Source organism: Pseudomonas sp. C321 (assembly GCF_055407105.1).
The window spans coordinates 23,076-38,143 of the sequence record NZ_JBUZRB010000012.1 but is presented as its reverse complement, the minus strand read 5'-3'; the positions used below and the strand labels follow the sequence as shown (position 1 = coordinate 38,143).

The following is a 15,068-nucleotide window of genomic DNA, read 5'->3' as shown; positions in this document are numbered from 1 at the left end:
ATAATTCTAGAAACATCGTCATCAATTCAGATACCCAGACCTATGACTGATCTACCGGATACCGACTTCACCCAACGCTTCATCTTCGACGACAGCGACGCCCGCGGCGAACTGGTCGCCTTGGAGCGCAGCTATGCCGAAGTCCTTGCCAAGCACCCCTATCCGGAGCCGGTCGCGCAACTGCTCGGCGAGCTGATGGCCGCGGCCTCGCTGCTGGTCGGTACCTTGAAGTTCGATGGCTTGCTGATCCTGCAGGCCCGTTCCGATGGTCCGATCCCGCTGCTGATGATCGAGTGCTCCAGCGAGCGCGAAATCCGCGGCCTGGCCCGTTACGAAGCCGACCAGATCGCTCCCGACGCCACGCTGGCCGACCTGATGCCCGACGGCGTGCTGGCCCTCACCGTCGACCCGACCCAGGGCCAGCGTTACCAGGGCATCGTTGACCTGGACGGCGCCGACCTGTCGGAGTGTTTCACCAACTATTTCGTGATGTCCCAGCAAGTGGGCACCCGCTTCTGGCTCAACGCCGACGGCAAGCGCGCCCGTGGCCTGCTGTTGCAGCAACTGCCAGCCGACCGTATCCGCGATGAGGAAGACCGCGCCGCCAGTTGGCAGCACATCACCGCTCTGGCCAGCACCCTGACTGCCGAAGAGTTGCTGGGCCTGGACAACGAAACCGTCCTGCACCGCCTCTACCACGAAGAAAACGTGCGCCTGTTCGACGTGCAGTCTCTGCGTTTTCGCTGCAGCTGTTCCCGCGAGCGCTCGGCCAATGCCTTGGTGAGCCTGGGCCTGGAAGATGCCCAGACTCTGGTGGTAGAACACGGTGGCAATATCGAAATTGATTGCCAATTCTGCAACCAGCGCTACCTGTTCGACGCTGCCGATATCGCCCAATTATTCGCCGGGGCGGGCGTCGATACCCCTTCGGGCACCCACCACTAAAACGTTTAAGCACAGGTAAATCACCTGACAAACGCCGGATTAGCGCCGTTCTGACGGGAGGGCCCTACTTTTTTTGGGCTTTTCTGGCATAATCCGGCCCACTTTTTCTGCGGTAGTAGTGCGCAACTTTCTACTACAAAACGTTTGGAGCACTCGGCCATAGGCCGACGGGGAACCTCATGACGCAAGCCAATAACGCCGTATACACCGATCTGAGTGTTGACGATCTGGTCAAAGAAGCCCTGCAGCGCGGTGAAGGCGAGCTTGCCGATACTGGCGCGCTGGTCGTACGCACCGGTCACCGTACCGGCCGTTCGCCGGTCGACCGTTTCATCGTTGAAGAGCCTTCCACCCAGGCCGCCATCGCCTGGGGCCCGATCAACCGCAAGTTCCCGGCCGACAAGTTCGACGCCCTGTGGAACCGCGTTGAAGCCTTCATCGGCGAGCGTGAGCGTTTTGTTTCCCACGTGCATGTAGGCTCCGACCCGGCGCACTACCTGCCGGTCAAAATGACCACAGGTACTGCCTGGCACAACCTGTTCGGCCGTTGCCTGTTCATCAACCCTGAAGCTGGCCAGTACAACGCCGGCGGCAAGGGCGAGTGGCAGATCCTCAACGTCCCAGAGTTCGTCTGCGAACCTGAGCGTGACGGCACCAACTCCGACGGCACCGTGATCATCAACTTCGCGGCCAAGAAAGTGCTGATCGCTGGCATGCGCTACGCCGGCGAAATGAAAAAAGCCCTGTTCTCCGTACAAAACTTCCTGCTGCCAGCCGTCGACGTGCTGCCAATGCACTGCGCTGCCAACATGGGCGAAGAAGGCGACGTCACGTTGTTCTTCGGCCTGTCGGGTACCGGTAAAACCACCCTGTCCGCCGACGAAAGCCGCTACCTGATCGGCGACGACGAGCACGGCTGGGGCGTTGGCGTGGTCTTCAACATCGAAGGCGGTTGCTATGCCAAGTGCATCGACCTGTCCGAGAAGAACGAGCCGGTGATCTGGAAAGCCATCCAGCACGGCGCCGTACTGGAAAACGTTGTCCTGGATGCCGACAAAAAGGCCGACTACGCCGATGACAGCCTGACCCAGAACAGCCGCGCAGCTTACCCACGCGAGCTGATCGAAAAACGCGCACCGAAAAACCTTGGTGGCGAGCCAAACGCCGTGATCTTCCTGACCTGCGACCTGACCGGCGTACTGCCGCCAGTGTCGATCCTCAGCGAAGAACAAGCGGCCTACCACTTCCTGTCCGGCTACACCGCTTTGGTGGGCTCGACTGAAATGGGTTCGGGCAGCGGCATCAAGTCGACCTTCTCCACCTGCTTTGGCGCACCGTTCTTCCCGCGTCCGGCTGGCGAATACGCAGAACTGCTGATCAAGCGCATCCGCGGCTTTGGCTCCAAGGTCTACCTGGTCAACACCGGCTGGACTGGTGGCGGCTACGGCGTGGGCAAACGCTTCAACATCCCGACAACCCGTGGCGTGATTGCAGCGATCCAGAGCGGCGCGTTGATCGGTGCTGAAACCGAGCACCTCGACACCATCAACCTCGACGTGCCATTGGCCGTGCCGGGTGTTGAGACTGGCTTGTTGAACCCACGTAACACTTGGGCTGACAAGGCTGCTTACGATGAAGCCGCGAAAGCGCTGGCCGGGTTGTTTGTTGAGAACTTCAAGAAGTTTGAAGTGAGCGACGCGATCAAGGCGGCTGGGCCGAAGTTGTAAGATTCGGTAGCTGTTTGAAAAAGCCGCCCCTTGTGGGCGGTTTTTTGTGGGCAAATGATTAGTCGACTAGATGTAAAACCACCGCACCCGCTAGCACCAGTACAACGCCCGTCACCTGCACCGACGACAGCCGTTCCTTGAAAAATACAAACCCCAAAATCGCCGCGATCCCGCCGGACAGAGCGCTGATCACCGTCACCACTGAAACCGACCCAGCCATCGCGCCCCAGGAAAATGCCGAGAAACCGCCCAGGTTCATCAAGCTCGCCCCGGTCAGCGTTGCGCAGTTTTTTAGCGGTGGGATTTTCAGGCCGTGCCGTAGGACGTCACCAGAGGCGCGACGATGGCCGCTTTGCCCAGTGCGAAGGCCTTGGACAGGGCGAGGGCGCCGGAGACAGTGAGTAAGGCGGCTGCGGCGCCAAGGAGCCAGACGCTCAAGGGCGCGGCGAGGGATTTCAGGAGGAAGGCGGGGAATATGATCAGCAGCAGGGTCATGATCACGAAGCCCAAGGCTTGGCCGAAGTACACCGCGCGTTTGACGCCGACGGCTCGGGCGTTGAGGCCAACGAGAAAGTCCGTGCCACCCCAGAGCAGGGCGGCCAGCAGGCCCATTAGTACGTCCATGTAGGGTCCTTAATTGTAGGCGCGAGCTTGCTCGCGAAGGTCGTTAACGATAACGCGGGCTTCCAGGTTTAACGCGGCGCTCTCAGGTTTTTCGCGAGCAAGCTCGCTCCTACAGGTTTTCCAGGGTTTGCGTGTCCCAGCGTTGAGTCTTGATTGCCAGGTAGAGCATGCCGATGGTCAGCGCGATTTTCTCGCCGCGGCCTTTAGCTCGGTGTTTCAGGAAGACGTCGAAGACGGGAGGTTGGAAGTAACGATAAGCATCGTAGTCGTTCAAGTGGACGGCGAAGTCTTGTTCCAGCGCTTCCATGAACTGTTTGGCTTCGACGCCGTCGCAACCCAGATCGAGATTGATGGCGGTTTCAAGGCGCAGGGTCTTGTGTTCGGGCAAGCCGATTTCTTCGTGCAGCAGTTGCAGGAGCTGCTGCATGGCGGCGTCTTCGGGGAAGTTGGGGGCCAGGTTCATGGTGGGCACGCGAGAGTGGGTGGGGATGACTGACTTTATCGATGGGACTGCGATCCTTCAAACGAAACAAGTCAAATGTGGCTGTTGAGGAGGCGTTCGCTTGACGGCCTCAGCGGTGGTTAGTTGGCGATCGAGGGCTAATGCGGCGAACTGATACACCGCTCAAAAATCGCCTCCAGCCCCCGGTAATCACAAGCCACCGCATCAATATTCGCGGGTATCCACGCGGCATTTTTCACCAGCCACCAGTTCACCGAAAACCCGGCATTAACGATGATTTGCTCGAACAGAATCCGCTGCGCCCGGCCATTGCCTTCGCGAAAAGGATGAATGACGTTGAGGTCGCCGTAGGCTTCGGCGATGCGGGACACCAGTTCGCCTTGGCCGAGGCCAATAAACCAGTTGGCCTGTTCCATCTGCCGGATGATTTTTGCCGCTTCGGGCGGGATGCGTTCCGGGGTGCAGAACAGGGTGTCGCCTTTCTGAATGTTGACCGTGCGCAGTTCCCCGGCCCATTCGTAGATATCCCCGAACAGGATGCGGTGGATGTGCTGCAGCCGTTCAAGGTCGTAGGGCGGCGGATAGAGGGGGAGGCTGCCGACGGCAATTTCGGACAATTCCCGCTCGGCCTGGTGCAGACGCTCTTCATCAAACAAGTCGAGGCGGTTACGCAGAACGCTGCTACCGGGGTAGCAGTACGGGTCATGGCCCACCCCATATTTGTCGAGCATCAGCGTGAGGTGTTGCGGTACTTGGCGAGGACGGCTTCGCGGGTCGGCAGGGGTTTGTCGACATCGGCGGGTTGGGTGTCGAACCCTTCCAGGCGCAGGCTAGCCAGGTAGTTGGAACGGCGGATCTTGTGGTAGTGATCCTGCTTTTGCTCAAACGTCAGTTCGCTCATCACAGCGTTCTCCAGGGTGGCAAGGCTAGAGTGTAGCGCAATGCGTCCGGGCGTAGGCGGGATAAAAACCATGTCACATTTTGCATAAATTTCCGGCAAAACCCCTGAATTCAGCGTATGTTCCACCGCGAAATCTTACAGGACGTTTCCGTCCGCATCTTAAAGGGAGTTAAGCATGGGTTTGCTTCGTGTCGCTTCGGCGATGTCATTGTGCGTGGCCGCGTTGTCGGTTCAGGCTGAGCAATTGCCAATTGAAGTGCTCAGTGCGGTGGTCAAGGACCAGAAAATTGACGACGCCGAAGTGCTGCTGCAACGCAACGGCGCGCAGAACGTAGTGGGCCGCACCAACGCTCAGGGCCAAGTCACCCTGACCAGCGAAGCCGCTGATGACGCCAGCAACCTGCTGATCATCAAGAAGCCTGGCTACTCCAACCTGGTGGTCAAGTGCCCGTGCAAGGGCATGACCTATGCCGTAAGCCCAGTGATGGAAAACCTCGACGGCCTGCGCGTGGTGTTGACCTGGGGACGGACGCCATCCGACCTCGATTCCCACATGATCTTCCCTGGCAACAACATCTACTTCCAAAGCAAGACCGGTACCGACGCCGAACTGGATGTGGACGACACTGACAGCTACGGGCCGGAAACCATCACGCTGCAGAAGAAGCATTACGGTGAAAGCTATGTCTACGCCGTGCATGACTTCACCAACCGCGGCAACCCAGGCTCGCGCGAATTGTCCGACAGTGAAGCCAAGGTATTTGTGTACATGGGCCAGTCGCTGGTGCGCACCTACTACGTGCCGCAAAGCCGCAGTGGCAACCTGTGGACCGTGTTCCGCATGACCGGCAGTGGCGATTTCCAGGACATCAACTCCTTCAGCGGCGTAAATGTCGACGCTGAGAACGTACTCAACGAAGTCAAGCCGCTGCTGGATGACAGTGTGGCGGTCGATGCGGTGGTGGTGAGTTCCTCGGCCCAGGGCGATGCGAAGAAGCTGAACACTAAAGGTGAAGCAGCCTACCAGGCCGGTAACCTGGACCAGGCGATTGACTACTTCCGTCAGGCCATTGAGCTGAACAACTCTTACGGTCAAGCCTACGGTAACCTCGGCCTGGCCTATCAGAAAGCCGGCAACACTGCCGAATCGATCTGGGCCAACCGCAAGGCGATTGCCCTGGCCAGCGGTCCTACAGCGGCTACGGTACGTGCGGGCTCCTACTACAACATTGCGCGGATTTATGAAGCGGCCGGGCAGTTCGCCGATGCGCTGCGTCACTACCAGTTGGCCAAGGAGCAGAAGGCCAATCCGGTGTATGACAAGGCGATCGAGCGGGTGCAGAACCGCTGATCGAGCTGTAACGCAGCGATATCCACAACGCGCCCTTTGGCGCGTTGTTCATTTCTTACGCGGCAAATTGCTTATTCCTGCAACACTTGTCCAATCATCCCGATTCGGCCCAAGGCCACCCCGTACCCTGTGTATTATCTTGTCTCTTTTTTTCTGCGGCCTTTCTCGATTCGCCGAACGTGCTGGGCTATTTTTTCGAGCTGTGTTTTCGAACTATGTTTTTGCCTCGTTCAGCGGTCAATGGAGTGACAGCGTATGTACAACACCCTCCAACAGGTCTTTGGTTATCCACAGTTTCGTTTGGGCCAGGAGGCAGCCGTCAGTGCCGTGCTGGCTGGCCGTTCGGCGGCGGCGATTTTTCCCACCGGCTCCGGCAAGTCTCTTTGTTATCAGCTGTCTGCCGTGTTGTTGCCACACCTGACGTTGGTGGTGTCGCCGCTGCTGGCGCTGATGCAAGACCAACTGGGTTTTTTGCAGCGCCACGGTATCTCGGCCGGCAGTATTGACTCGGCCCAGAGCCGCGATGACGCCAATGACGTAATGGCCCGGGCGCGTTCGGGCGAGCTGAAGATCCTGATGGTTTCCGTGGAACGCTTGAAAAACGAGCGCTTCCGCAATTTCCTGCAAACCGTGCCGATCTCGCTGTTGGTGGTGGACGAGGCTCACTGTATTTCCGAATGGGGCCATAACTTTCGCCCGGACTACTTGAAGCTGCCGGACTACCAGCGCCAGTTCCGCATCCCCCAGGCGTTGCTGTTGACCGCCACGGCGACGCCCAAGGTGATCGCCGACATGCAGGCCAAGTTCGCCATTGCGCCGGAGGATGTGATCACCACGGGCTTCTACCGACCCAACCTCAATCTGCTGGTGGAGCCCGTCACCGGTCAAGACAAGCGTCGGCGTTTGGTGACGTGGATGAAGGAGCGGGCCAATCAGCCGAGCATCGTCTATGTCACCTTGCAAAAAACCGCCGAGCAGATTGCCGAGCATTTGAACCGCAACGGCATCCAGGCCGAGGCTTATCACGCGGGTTTGCCCCACGATAAGCGCGAGGGTATCCAACGACGGTTCATGGGCGGCCAGTCCAATTGCATCGTCGCTACCATCGCCTTCGGCATGGGTATCGACAAGAGCGACATCCGCAACGTCGTGCACTTCGACCTGCCCAAATCCATCGAGAACTACAGCCAGGAAATCGGTCGTGCCGGGCGTGATGGGCAGCCGTCTGACTGTCTGGTTTTGGCCAACCGTGACAGCCTCAATATTTTGGAAAACTTCGTGTACGGCGACACGCCGGAGCAGGAAGGCATTCGCTGTGTACTGGAGGAGCTGCTGGCAGCCCGTGGTGATGGGCAGTGGGAGTTTTTGCTCAGGTCACTTTCGGACCACAGCAACATCCGCGAACTGCCGCTCAAGACCTTGTTGGTGCAGCTTGAGCTCAAGGGGTTGATCGCCCCGCGCTACGCCTTTTACGCTGAGTACCGCTTCAAGTATCTGGTGGAGCCCGAGGCATTGCTTGCGCGTTTTTCCGGCGAGCGGCAGCAGTTTGTCTCGGCGATTATCCAAGTCTGCAAAAGGGCTAAAACCTGGGCGACGGTGGATTTCGACGCGCTCTATCAACAGCATCAAGCCGAGCGAAACCGGGTGGTGACGGCCCTGGATTACTTCCAGGAACAGGGCCTGATCGAGCTGGAGAGCAAGCAGATGACCGAGGTCTACAGCCTGCTCAATACCGATTTTGATCCACAGGCCCTGAGTGCGCAACTGCACGCCAGCTTCAAACAGCACGAGGCCACGGAGGTTGCGCGGATCCACGCGATGCTGGATCTGTTCGCCACCGATCGCTGCCTGGGCTATCGCCTTGCGCAGTACTTCGGTGACGAAAAAGCGCCCCAGCAGTGCGGGCATTGTTCGGTCTGCCACGGTCAGGTCGCGCATTTACCGGAGCCGCCAAGCCTGCCGCCACTTGTGGATAAAAACTTCCAGGGGCTGTGCGGCGATTTTATCCACAGGCATCATCAGTACAACGGCCACTTGCCCGGAGCCGAACGGTTGACGCGGTTTTTGTGCGGTATCAGCGTACCGCTATTTACCAAGCTGAAGGCGAGAGGGATTCCAGGTTTTGCTGCGCTGGAGGAATATCCTTATGCGGCTGTACGGGAATGGGCCGAGACTCATTTGAATAGCGTGTAAAACCACTTTCCTGAGACTTGCCCATGTCCGACTCAATGCCCCAGCGCGCCGATTACCGTCACTTCCAGCTGATCATTACCCGTTGGCACGACAACGATGTGTATGGCCATGTGAATAATGTCACCTACTACAGCTTTTTCGACACGGCAGTGAATACCTACCTGATTGAGCAGGGCGGGCTGGATATCCATGACGGAGAAGTGGTGGGGTTTGTGGTGAGCTCGGCCTGCGATTACTTCGCCTCGATTGCCTTTCCCGACCGGATAGAGATTGGGTTGCGGGTGGGCAAGTTGGGCAACAGCTCGGTGCAGTATGAGTTGGCGGTGTTCAAGGCCGGTGAGGACGAGGCCTGTGCGGCGGGGAGGTTTGTGCATGTGTTCGTGGATCGGGCGTCGAATCAGCCGGTGACGATCCCGCAAGCGCTGCGAGGTGCGTTACAGCGCTTGGTATTGTAGGAGCTAGCTTGCTCGCGAAAAACCTGAGAGCACAGTGGGGTGTCAGGTTTCCATCGTCATCGTTGACGATCATCGCGAGCAAGCTCGCTCCTACTGGGGGAAGGTCTTAGCGGTGACGGGAGTGATGCTTGTTCTTGCGATGCCCATACGCATGACCACGGCCACGATGATCATCGCGGTCATAGCGACGGTTGTCGCGACCGCGGTAACCGCGGTCGTCGTCATCGCTCTTGTTACCCATGTAGTTGCCCAGCGCGCCACCGGCGCCACCGCCTGCGGCCGCACCGATCAGGCTGCCAGTGCTGCCGCCGACACTGCGGCCGACCACGTTGCCGCCGGCTGCGCCTAGTGCGCCGCCAATGGCTGCTTCGCCACGGCTGCGTTTGTCTGCGCCAACCGCGCTGCCGCCTGCGCCGCCGAGGGCCGCACCGATTGTCGAACCGGTGTTACCACCCAACTGCTGGCCAACGACCGAACCGAGTACCCCGCCCAATGCGCCGCCCACACCGGCTTCGGTGGTGCCACCGGCCATGGCTGCGCCACTGACCAGGCCAAGGGACAACAAGAGAATCGAGGAGAACTTCATAGGGGAACCTCAAGAGGATGACGGCGCGATCCTGAGGCCGTATCGGGCTGGTGACAATGGGTATCCGACCAATGACACGAGTTGTATACAATAATCTAACTTACTGTTTTATATGGGGAACTTAAGTCTATTTTGTGAGTCTGTAGTTACTTCGGAACGGCCGCTTTTATGTAAAAGCGGCCTTTTTTATGCCCAAAATTCGGGTTGCTTGAGGGCGACGCTGCTGCCCACGTAGCCTCGCTAAAGCTCGACAACTGCGGGGGAGTTGCCGCCGCTTGCCACATTGCCTTACGCGGATTTGGCCATGATCAACCCTGTCGCACTGGCCGCTTCCAGCCGAATCGCCACAAACTTCGACGTCGGCGTATGGCTGCCATCCCCGGTGCTTTCCAGCGGCACCAGCGGGTTTACTTCCGGGTAGTAAGCCGCCGCCTGCCCAGCGGGAATATCAAATGCCAGCAGGGTGAAACCCTTGACCCGACGTTCACGACCGTCATCCCAGATCGACACGATATCGGCCTTCTGCCCTGGCTTGAAGCCCAGGCGGATGATGTCGGCTTCGTTGACGAACAGCACGTCACGCTGGCCCTTCACTCCACGATAACGGTCATCAAGGCCATAGATAGTGGTGTTGTACTGATCGTGGGAGCGCATCGACTGCATGATCAGGTCCGGCAACTGCCCGGTGGCGCGGGTGCGTTCGTGCACCAGGTCCTTGGGCAGGATGTTCGCGCGAAAGTTGGCGCGACCTGATGGCGTGTTCCAGCGACGGGCCCCGGCGCTGTTGCCGAGGTAGAAGCCGCCTGGGTTTTTCACTCGCTCGTTGAAGTCCTTGAAGCCAGGGATGGTGTCGGCAATCAGGTCGCGGATGCGGCTGTAATCGGCCACCAGCCAGTTCCAGTCCACCGGTTTGCTGCCCAGGGTAGCGGCGGCGATACCGGCGAGTATCGCCGGCTCCGAGCGCATCTGTTTGGACAGCGGCTGCAACTGGCCATTGGAGGCGTGGACCATGCTGAACGAGTCTTCCACCGTCACCGCCTGCGGGCCATCGGCCTGGATGTCGATGTCGGTGCGGCCGTAGCACGGCAGGATCAGCGCTTCCTTACCGTGAGCCAAGTGGCTGCGGTTGAGTTTGGTACTGATCTGCACGGTCAGGTTGCAATTGCTCAGGGCCTGGAAGGTGCGCGGGCTGTCTGGCGTTGCTTGAGCGAAGTTGCCGCCCAGGCCGATAAATACTTTGGAGCGACCGTCGAGCATGGCGTGAATTGCTTCTACCACGTTGTGGCCGTTTTCACGGGGAACCTTGAACTGGAAGCGCCGTTCCAGGGAATCGAGGAACGCCACCGGTGGCCGTTCGTTGATGCCCATGGTGCGGTCGCCCTGCACGTTGCTGTGGCCGCGCACCGGGCACAGGCCCGCGCCTGGGCGGCCAATGTTGCCGCGCAGCATCATCAGGTTGGCGATTTCCTGGATGGTCGGCACCGAGTGGCGGTGCTGGGTGATGCCCATGGCCCAGCACATGATTACGTTCTTGCCTTTGGCGTACATGCGCGCCGCTTGCTCGATCTCCACCAGGGTCAGGCCGGATTGCTCGACGATTTCCTCCCAGGAGGTATCGTCGATGCGCCCCAGGTATTCGAGGATGTTGGCCGTGTGTTCGTTGAGAAAGTTGTGGTCGAACACCGCTTCCTTGCCTTCGGCCTGGGCCTGGCGCTCCCACAGCAGCAGGAACTTGGCCATGCCTCGCAGGATTGCCATGTCGCCGCCCAGCGCCGGACGGAAATACGCGGTGTTGGTCGGCTTGTCGCCGTTGGTGAGCATTTCCAGCGGGTGTTGTGGGTTTTGGAAGCGTTCCAGGCCGCGCTCTTTGAGCGGGTTGATGCACACCACCTGGGCGCCGCGCTTCACCGCTTCACGCAGTGGCTCCAGCATCCGCGGATGGTTGGTGCCAGGGTTCTGGCCGAGGACGAAAATTGCATCGGCATGTTCGAAGTCGTCGAAGGTCACGGTGCCTTTGCCGACGCCCACACTTTGCGCCAGGGCCACACCGCTGGCCTCGTGGCACATGTTCGAACAATCCGGGAAATTGTTGGTGCCATAGGCGCGCACGAACAGCTGGTACAAATAAGCCGCCTCGTTGCTGGCCCGGCCCGAGGTGTAGAACTCGGCCATGTCCGGGCTTGGCAGCGCCTGCAGGTGCTTGCCGATCAGGTCGAAGGCCGACTCCCAACTGATGGGTTTGTAACGGTCGGTCTCGGCGTCATAGCTCATCGGCTCGGTCAGGCGGCCCTGATATTCCAGCCAGTAGTCACTCTGTTCCAGCAACGAGCTGACGCTGTGCTTGGCGAAGAACGCGCTGTCGACCCGGCGCTTGGTGGCTTCCCAGTTGACCGCCTTGGCGCCGTTTTCGCAGAATTTGACCATGCCGCTTTCCGGCGAGTCACCCCATGCGCAGCCAGGGCAGTCGAAGCCGCCGTTCTGGTTGGTCTTGAGCATCATGCGCAGGTTTTTCAGCGCGTTGTCACTGGTCAACCAGGCCTGTGCCACGCTGATCAATGCGCCCCAGCCGCCGGCCGGGCCTTTGTAAGGCTTGTAGCGCGGGGTTGGGGGCTTGTCGGCTTGATGATGAGTGCTCACGCTTGATTCTCCATCGCAGGGCTGTAGACCCGCGGCGCACTTTTCTGCGGCAGGTGGATGAGATTGAGGTTGTGCCGGCGGGCCCATTGCAGGGCCAGGCCGGTGGGCGACGATAGGCTGACCAGGGTCTGGATGCCGGCGCGCAGGACTTTCTGGATCAGTTCGAGGCTGCAGCGGCTGGTGACAATCGCCACGCCGCCGTCGGTCGAGATGTTCTGACGGATCAGCGCACCGATCAGTTTATCCAGCGCGTTATGCCGGCCGATGTCCTCACGACCCAGCAGCAATTCGCCCTGGCCGTTCATGAACACCGCCGCATGCACCGCGCCGCTGTATTGGCCCAGGGGCTGGAAGGCGCTGATGCGCTGGCGCAGGCCGTCGAGCCATGCGGCAGGCGGCAAGGGCGCGCCGGGAAGCACCTTGAGGTCTGGCAGCGCCTGCTCCACCGCTTCCACGCCACACAGGCCGCAGCCGCTGGTACCGGCCAGTTGCCGGCGTTGCTGCTTGAGGTTCCAGAAGGCGCGGCTGGAAATCTGTACCTGGGCGTACTGGGCCGAGCCTGCGCCGCTGAGTTTCAGGTCATAAATATCGCTGACGTCGGCAATGATGCCGCTACCCAGGCTGAAGCCAACAATAAAGTCTTCAAGGTCGGTGGGCGTAACCAGCATGACCGCCTGGCTGATGTCGTTGTAGGCAATCGCCAGCGCGACTTCCTCGGCCAAGGCGGTGCTGGCTGATTCGGTGTGTTCGAGATTGCTGTATTGATAGCTCTGGCTGGCGGCGGGCGCTGGCATTTTGAGAGCGGGCGCCGCGCAGGCTTGGCGCTTGGCGTTCATGGGTCATACCTGCGGACTGTTCAGTACTAAGACTAGGCGCGACAAAGAGTCGCGTCTAATCGTCAGTACTGATCTACCGATAGATGACGTCGATCAGGGTTCCAGTAGCGATTTCTGGTAAAGCGCGAAACAGGCTTCCGCCAGGGCGGAGCGTGGGGCGCTGCGGCGCATGATCAGGCCCAGGTTCGCCAGGGTGTGGGCATTTTCAATGGGTTGCAGGCGCAGATGCTCAGTCAAGGCGTCCAGGCCTCCGTCCAGTGGCATCACCGCGCAACACAAGCCGCCGTGTACCGCCTGCAGCAACTGATGGACAGCATCGGTTTGCAGCAGCGGTTGTGGCGTGAGGCCACGGCTGTGGAAGTTGTGGTCTATGGATTGGCGAAAATGCATGCCGCTGGTGAGCATGCCCAGGGGCAATTCGATCAGCGATTCCCAGCTCAGGGGTTTTTCACCGAAGCTGAAGAAACGCTGGTCGTAAAGCAGGCCCATGCGTGTTTCGCCCAAGGCCAGGGAGTCGAAGCGTTCGCTGTCCAGGCGATCCAGGTACGACACGCCGAGGTCCAGGCGATTGCTCGCCAAGTGTTCGAGGATCTGTTCCGAACTCAAGGCCGACAGTTCAAAGCGCAGGCTGGGGTGTTGCTTGTGCAGCTGTTGCATCAGGGCCAAGGGATCGAAACTCGACAATGGCACCACGCCCAGGCGTAGCGTGCCTACCAGGTTGCCACGGCAGGCAGCCGCTTCGGCCTGCAAGCCGTCATAGGCCGCCAGCACTGTGCGCGCCCATGCCAGCACGCGCTCACCGGGGGCGGTAAAGCCTTCGAAGCGCTGGCCGCGATTGACCAGTGGCAGCTGTAACTCTTCTTCCAGGCTGCGCAGGCGCATCGACAACGTGGGCTGGGTAATGTGGCAGCGCGCGGCCGCCTGGCCGAAGTGACGGGTTTCGTCGAGGGCGATGAGGAATTTCAGTTGTTTGATGTCCATCTTCGCTCCAGTGCTTATTCCAATGGCTGGGGGATTCTAGCGCGTTTGGGTCATTGGTCGGACTGGAACCAAGGTCTGTAAGACTGGTCTAGTCTTGGGCATCTGGAAATCAAAACCCAAGGAGAGCGCACCATGAGTATTTTTAGCTTTGTTAAAGAAGCAGGCGAGAAGTTGATTGATCTGTTGACGCCGGGTAATGCGAACGCGAGTGAGCAGTTGAAAGACCACGTCGCCAAAGTTGGTCTGGGGAGTCCGAATGTGCAGACCACGGTTGATGGCGACAAGGTGACCGTAACGGGTGAAGTCGCCAGTCAGGAAGAGAAAGAAAAGATCCTGTTGGCGCTGGGCAATATTGCCGGTGTGGCCAGCGTGGATGACCAGATCACTGTTTCTGGTCCGGTAGTTGCTGCGGCCCGCTTTGTTGTGGTGAAAAAGGGCGACACGCTGAGCGCGATCTCCTTGGCGGTGTATGGCAACGCCAACCAGTACAACAAAATCTTCGAGGCCAACAAGCCGCTGCTGTCCCATCCGGACAAAATCTATCCTGGGCAGACGCTGCGTATTCCTGAGTAAGCAGTACCCCTGTAGGAGCGAGCTTGCTCGCGAAGGTCGTCAACGATAACGCGGGAAGCCTGACGCCCCGCTTCGTTCTCGGATTTTTCGCGAGTAAGCTCGCTCCTACAGTTACAGTCCGACAATCAACTCCCGATAATCCCCCACCGCCGCAAACTCCGCCGTGTCTTTAGGCCCCTTCCGGCTGTCCGGCTCTTTCACCGCCAGCAAATACCCCACTCCAAAATCCCGAGCGCTGCGCAGGATCGGCAAGGTGTCGTCGATAAACAGGCTACGGGCCGGGTCGAAGGCGATGTCTGCTTGCAGGGCGTCCCAGAACTGCGGGTTTTCCTTGGCGAAACCATAGTCATGGGAACTGATCAGCCGTTCGAAATACGGCGCCAGCTCAATGCGTTCCAGTTTCAGCGACAGTGAGTCGCGGTGGGCGTTGGTGATCAGGATCACGCGCTTTCCGGCCTGTTTGATCGCTGCCAGAAAGGTGTCGGCATCCGGGCGCAGCGCGATCAGATGGGCGGTTTCCAGTTTGAGTTCGCGCACCGGGATGTTCAGCTCGGCGCTCCAGAAGTCCAGGCAATACCATTGCAACTGACCGGCGTTACGCTCGAACAACGGCTGCAGCTCCATCTCGGCCATGGCCCGGCTCACGCCATGCAGGTCGGCATAGCGCTGGGGCAGGTGCTCCATCCAGAAATGGTTGTCAAAATGCAGGTCCAGCAAGGTGCCGTCCATGTCCAGCAGGACGGTGTCGATGGCGCGCCAGGGCAATGGGGACATGGAAAGCTCTCATGTAAGTAAA

14 protein-coding genes and 3 pseudogenes are annotated in these 15,068 nt (G+C 59.5%); 7 read left to right on the top strand and 10 right to left on the bottom strand.

Translation table 11 applies throughout. The features are described 5' to 3' along the window. Window positions 1–42 precede the first annotated feature (42 nt). Complete coding sequence (gene hslO / locus ACZRJ6_RS24205; RefSeq protein ID WP_463968932.1) at window positions 43–945, top strand: Hsp33 family molecular chaperone HslO; 903 nt, start codon at window positions 43–45, stop codon at window positions 943–945. Between the two features lie 179 nt (window positions 946–1,124). Beyond that, window positions 1,125–2,672 (top strand): phosphoenolpyruvate carboxykinase, encoded by a 1,548-nt coding sequence (locus ACZRJ6_RS24200; protein WP_133103048.1) that lies wholly within the window; start codon window positions 1,125–1,127, stop codon window positions 2,670–2,672. Between the two features lie 58 nt (window positions 2,673–2,730). Here the strand turns inward: ACZRJ6_RS24200 and ACZRJ6_RS24195 are convergent. The 4 genes and pseudogenes from ACZRJ6_RS24195 to ACZRJ6_RS24180 form a co-directional block, all read right to left on the bottom strand. Beyond that, a pseudogene (locus ACZRJ6_RS24195) lies at window positions 2,731–3,296 on the bottom strand (EamA family transporter). A gap of 109 nt (window positions 3,297–3,405) precedes the next feature. Beyond that, on the bottom strand, window positions 3,406–3,759 hold the full coding sequence (locus tag ACZRJ6_RS24190; protein ID WP_463968933.1) for a DUF1493 family protein: 354 nt from the start codon (window positions 3,757–3,759) through the stop codon (window positions 3,406–3,408). 137 nt (window positions 3,760–3,896) lie between these two features. Then, a complete protein-coding gene (locus ACZRJ6_RS24185; RefSeq protein WP_463968934.1) occupies window positions 3,897–4,490 on the bottom strand; it encodes a putative adenosine monophosphate-protein transferase Fic in 594 nt (197 codons plus the stop codon). Continuing rightward, window positions 4,490–4,660, bottom strand: a complete 171-nt coding sequence (locus ACZRJ6_RS24180) for a YhfG family protein (RefSeq protein WP_005783831.1) — start codon at window positions 4,658–4,660, stop codon at window positions 4,490–4,492. The genes ACZRJ6_RS24185 and ACZRJ6_RS24180 overlap by 1 nt, the downstream gene beginning before the upstream one ends. A gap of 175 nt (window positions 4,661–4,835) precedes the next feature. On the opposite strand from ACZRJ6_RS24180, the gene ACZRJ6_RS24175 reads away from it, so the two are divergent. From ACZRJ6_RS24175 to ACZRJ6_RS24165, 3 genes are all read left to right on the top strand, one after another. Beyond that, window positions 4,836–6,011 carry a tetratricopeptide repeat protein gene (locus ACZRJ6_RS24175; RefSeq protein WP_463968935.1) on the top strand — a complete coding sequence of 392 codons (1,176 nt, stop codon included), beginning with the start codon at window positions 4,836–4,838 and terminating at the stop codon, window positions 6,009–6,011. A 255-nt stretch (window positions 6,012–6,266) separates the two neighbouring features. After that, window positions 6,267–8,204: a RecQ family ATP-dependent DNA helicase gene (locus ACZRJ6_RS24170; RefSeq protein WP_463968936.1), complete on the top strand. Its 1,938-nt coding sequence runs from the start codon at window positions 6,267–6,269 to the stop codon at window positions 8,202–8,204. A 23-nt stretch (window positions 8,205–8,227) separates the two neighbouring features. Next, window positions 8,228–8,659 (top strand): acyl-CoA thioesterase, encoded by a 432-nt coding sequence (locus ACZRJ6_RS24165; protein ID WP_463968937.1) that lies wholly within the window; start codon window positions 8,228–8,230, stop codon window positions 8,657–8,659. Here ACZRJ6_RS24165 and ACZRJ6_RS24160 read toward each other — a convergent pair. The 5 genes and pseudogenes from ACZRJ6_RS24160 to ACZRJ6_RS24140 form a co-directional block, all read right to left on the bottom strand. Beyond that, window positions 8,616–8,732, bottom strand: a pseudogene (locus ACZRJ6_RS24160) (outer membrane lipoprotein carrier protein LolA); the annotation flags it as partial. The gene ACZRJ6_RS24165 and the pseudogene ACZRJ6_RS24160 overlap by 44 nt on opposite strands. A 33-nt stretch (window positions 8,733–8,765) precedes the next feature. Continuing rightward, window positions 8,766–9,245, bottom strand: coding sequence for a glycine zipper domain-containing protein (locus ACZRJ6_RS24155; protein WP_133103054.1), 480 nt, complete (start codon window positions 9,243–9,245; stop codon window positions 8,766–8,768). 288 nt (window positions 9,246–9,533) lie between these two features. Further along, on the bottom strand, window positions 9,534–11,882 hold the full coding sequence (locus ACZRJ6_RS24150; protein ID WP_463968938.1) for an FdhF/YdeP family oxidoreductase: 2,349 nt from the start codon (window positions 11,880–11,882) through the stop codon (window positions 9,534–9,536). Then, a complete protein-coding gene (gene fdhD, locus ACZRJ6_RS24145) occupies window positions 11,879–12,718 on the bottom strand; it encodes a formate dehydrogenase accessory sulfurtransferase FdhD (protein ID WP_463968939.1) in 840 nt (279 codons plus the stop codon). Before fdhD ends, ACZRJ6_RS24150 begins: the two co-directional genes overlap by 4 nt. Before the next feature lie 93 nt (window positions 12,719–12,811). After that, the gene (locus tag ACZRJ6_RS24140) at window positions 12,812–13,699 is read right to left on the bottom strand and encodes a LysR family transcriptional regulator (protein WP_463968940.1); all 888 of its coding nucleotides are present in this window, start codon (window positions 13,697–13,699) and stop codon (window positions 12,812–12,814) included. Window positions 13,700–13,831: 132 nt separating this feature from the next. Here ACZRJ6_RS24140 and lysM point away from each other — a divergent pair, with 132 nt between their 5' ends. After that, window positions 13,832–14,272 carry a peptidoglycan-binding protein LysM gene (gene lysM, locus ACZRJ6_RS24135; RefSeq protein ID WP_463968941.1) on the top strand — a complete coding sequence of 147 codons (441 nt, stop codon included), beginning with the start codon at window positions 13,832–13,834 and terminating at the stop codon, window positions 14,270–14,272. A gap of 23 nt (window positions 14,273–14,295) precedes the next feature. Continuing rightward, window positions 14,296–14,385 (top strand): annotated as a pseudogene (locus tag ACZRJ6_RS24130) (outer membrane lipoprotein carrier protein LolA); the annotation flags it as partial. On the opposite strand, the gene yrfG reads toward ACZRJ6_RS24130, so the two are convergent. Next, window positions 14,384–15,046: a GMP/IMP nucleotidase gene (yrfG, locus tag ACZRJ6_RS24125; protein ID WP_463968942.1), complete on the bottom strand. Its 663-nt coding sequence runs from the start codon at window positions 15,044–15,046 to the stop codon at window positions 14,384–14,386. The pseudogene ACZRJ6_RS24130 and the gene yrfG overlap by 2 nt on opposite strands. Between the last annotated feature and the right edge of the window lie 22 nt (window positions 15,047–15,068).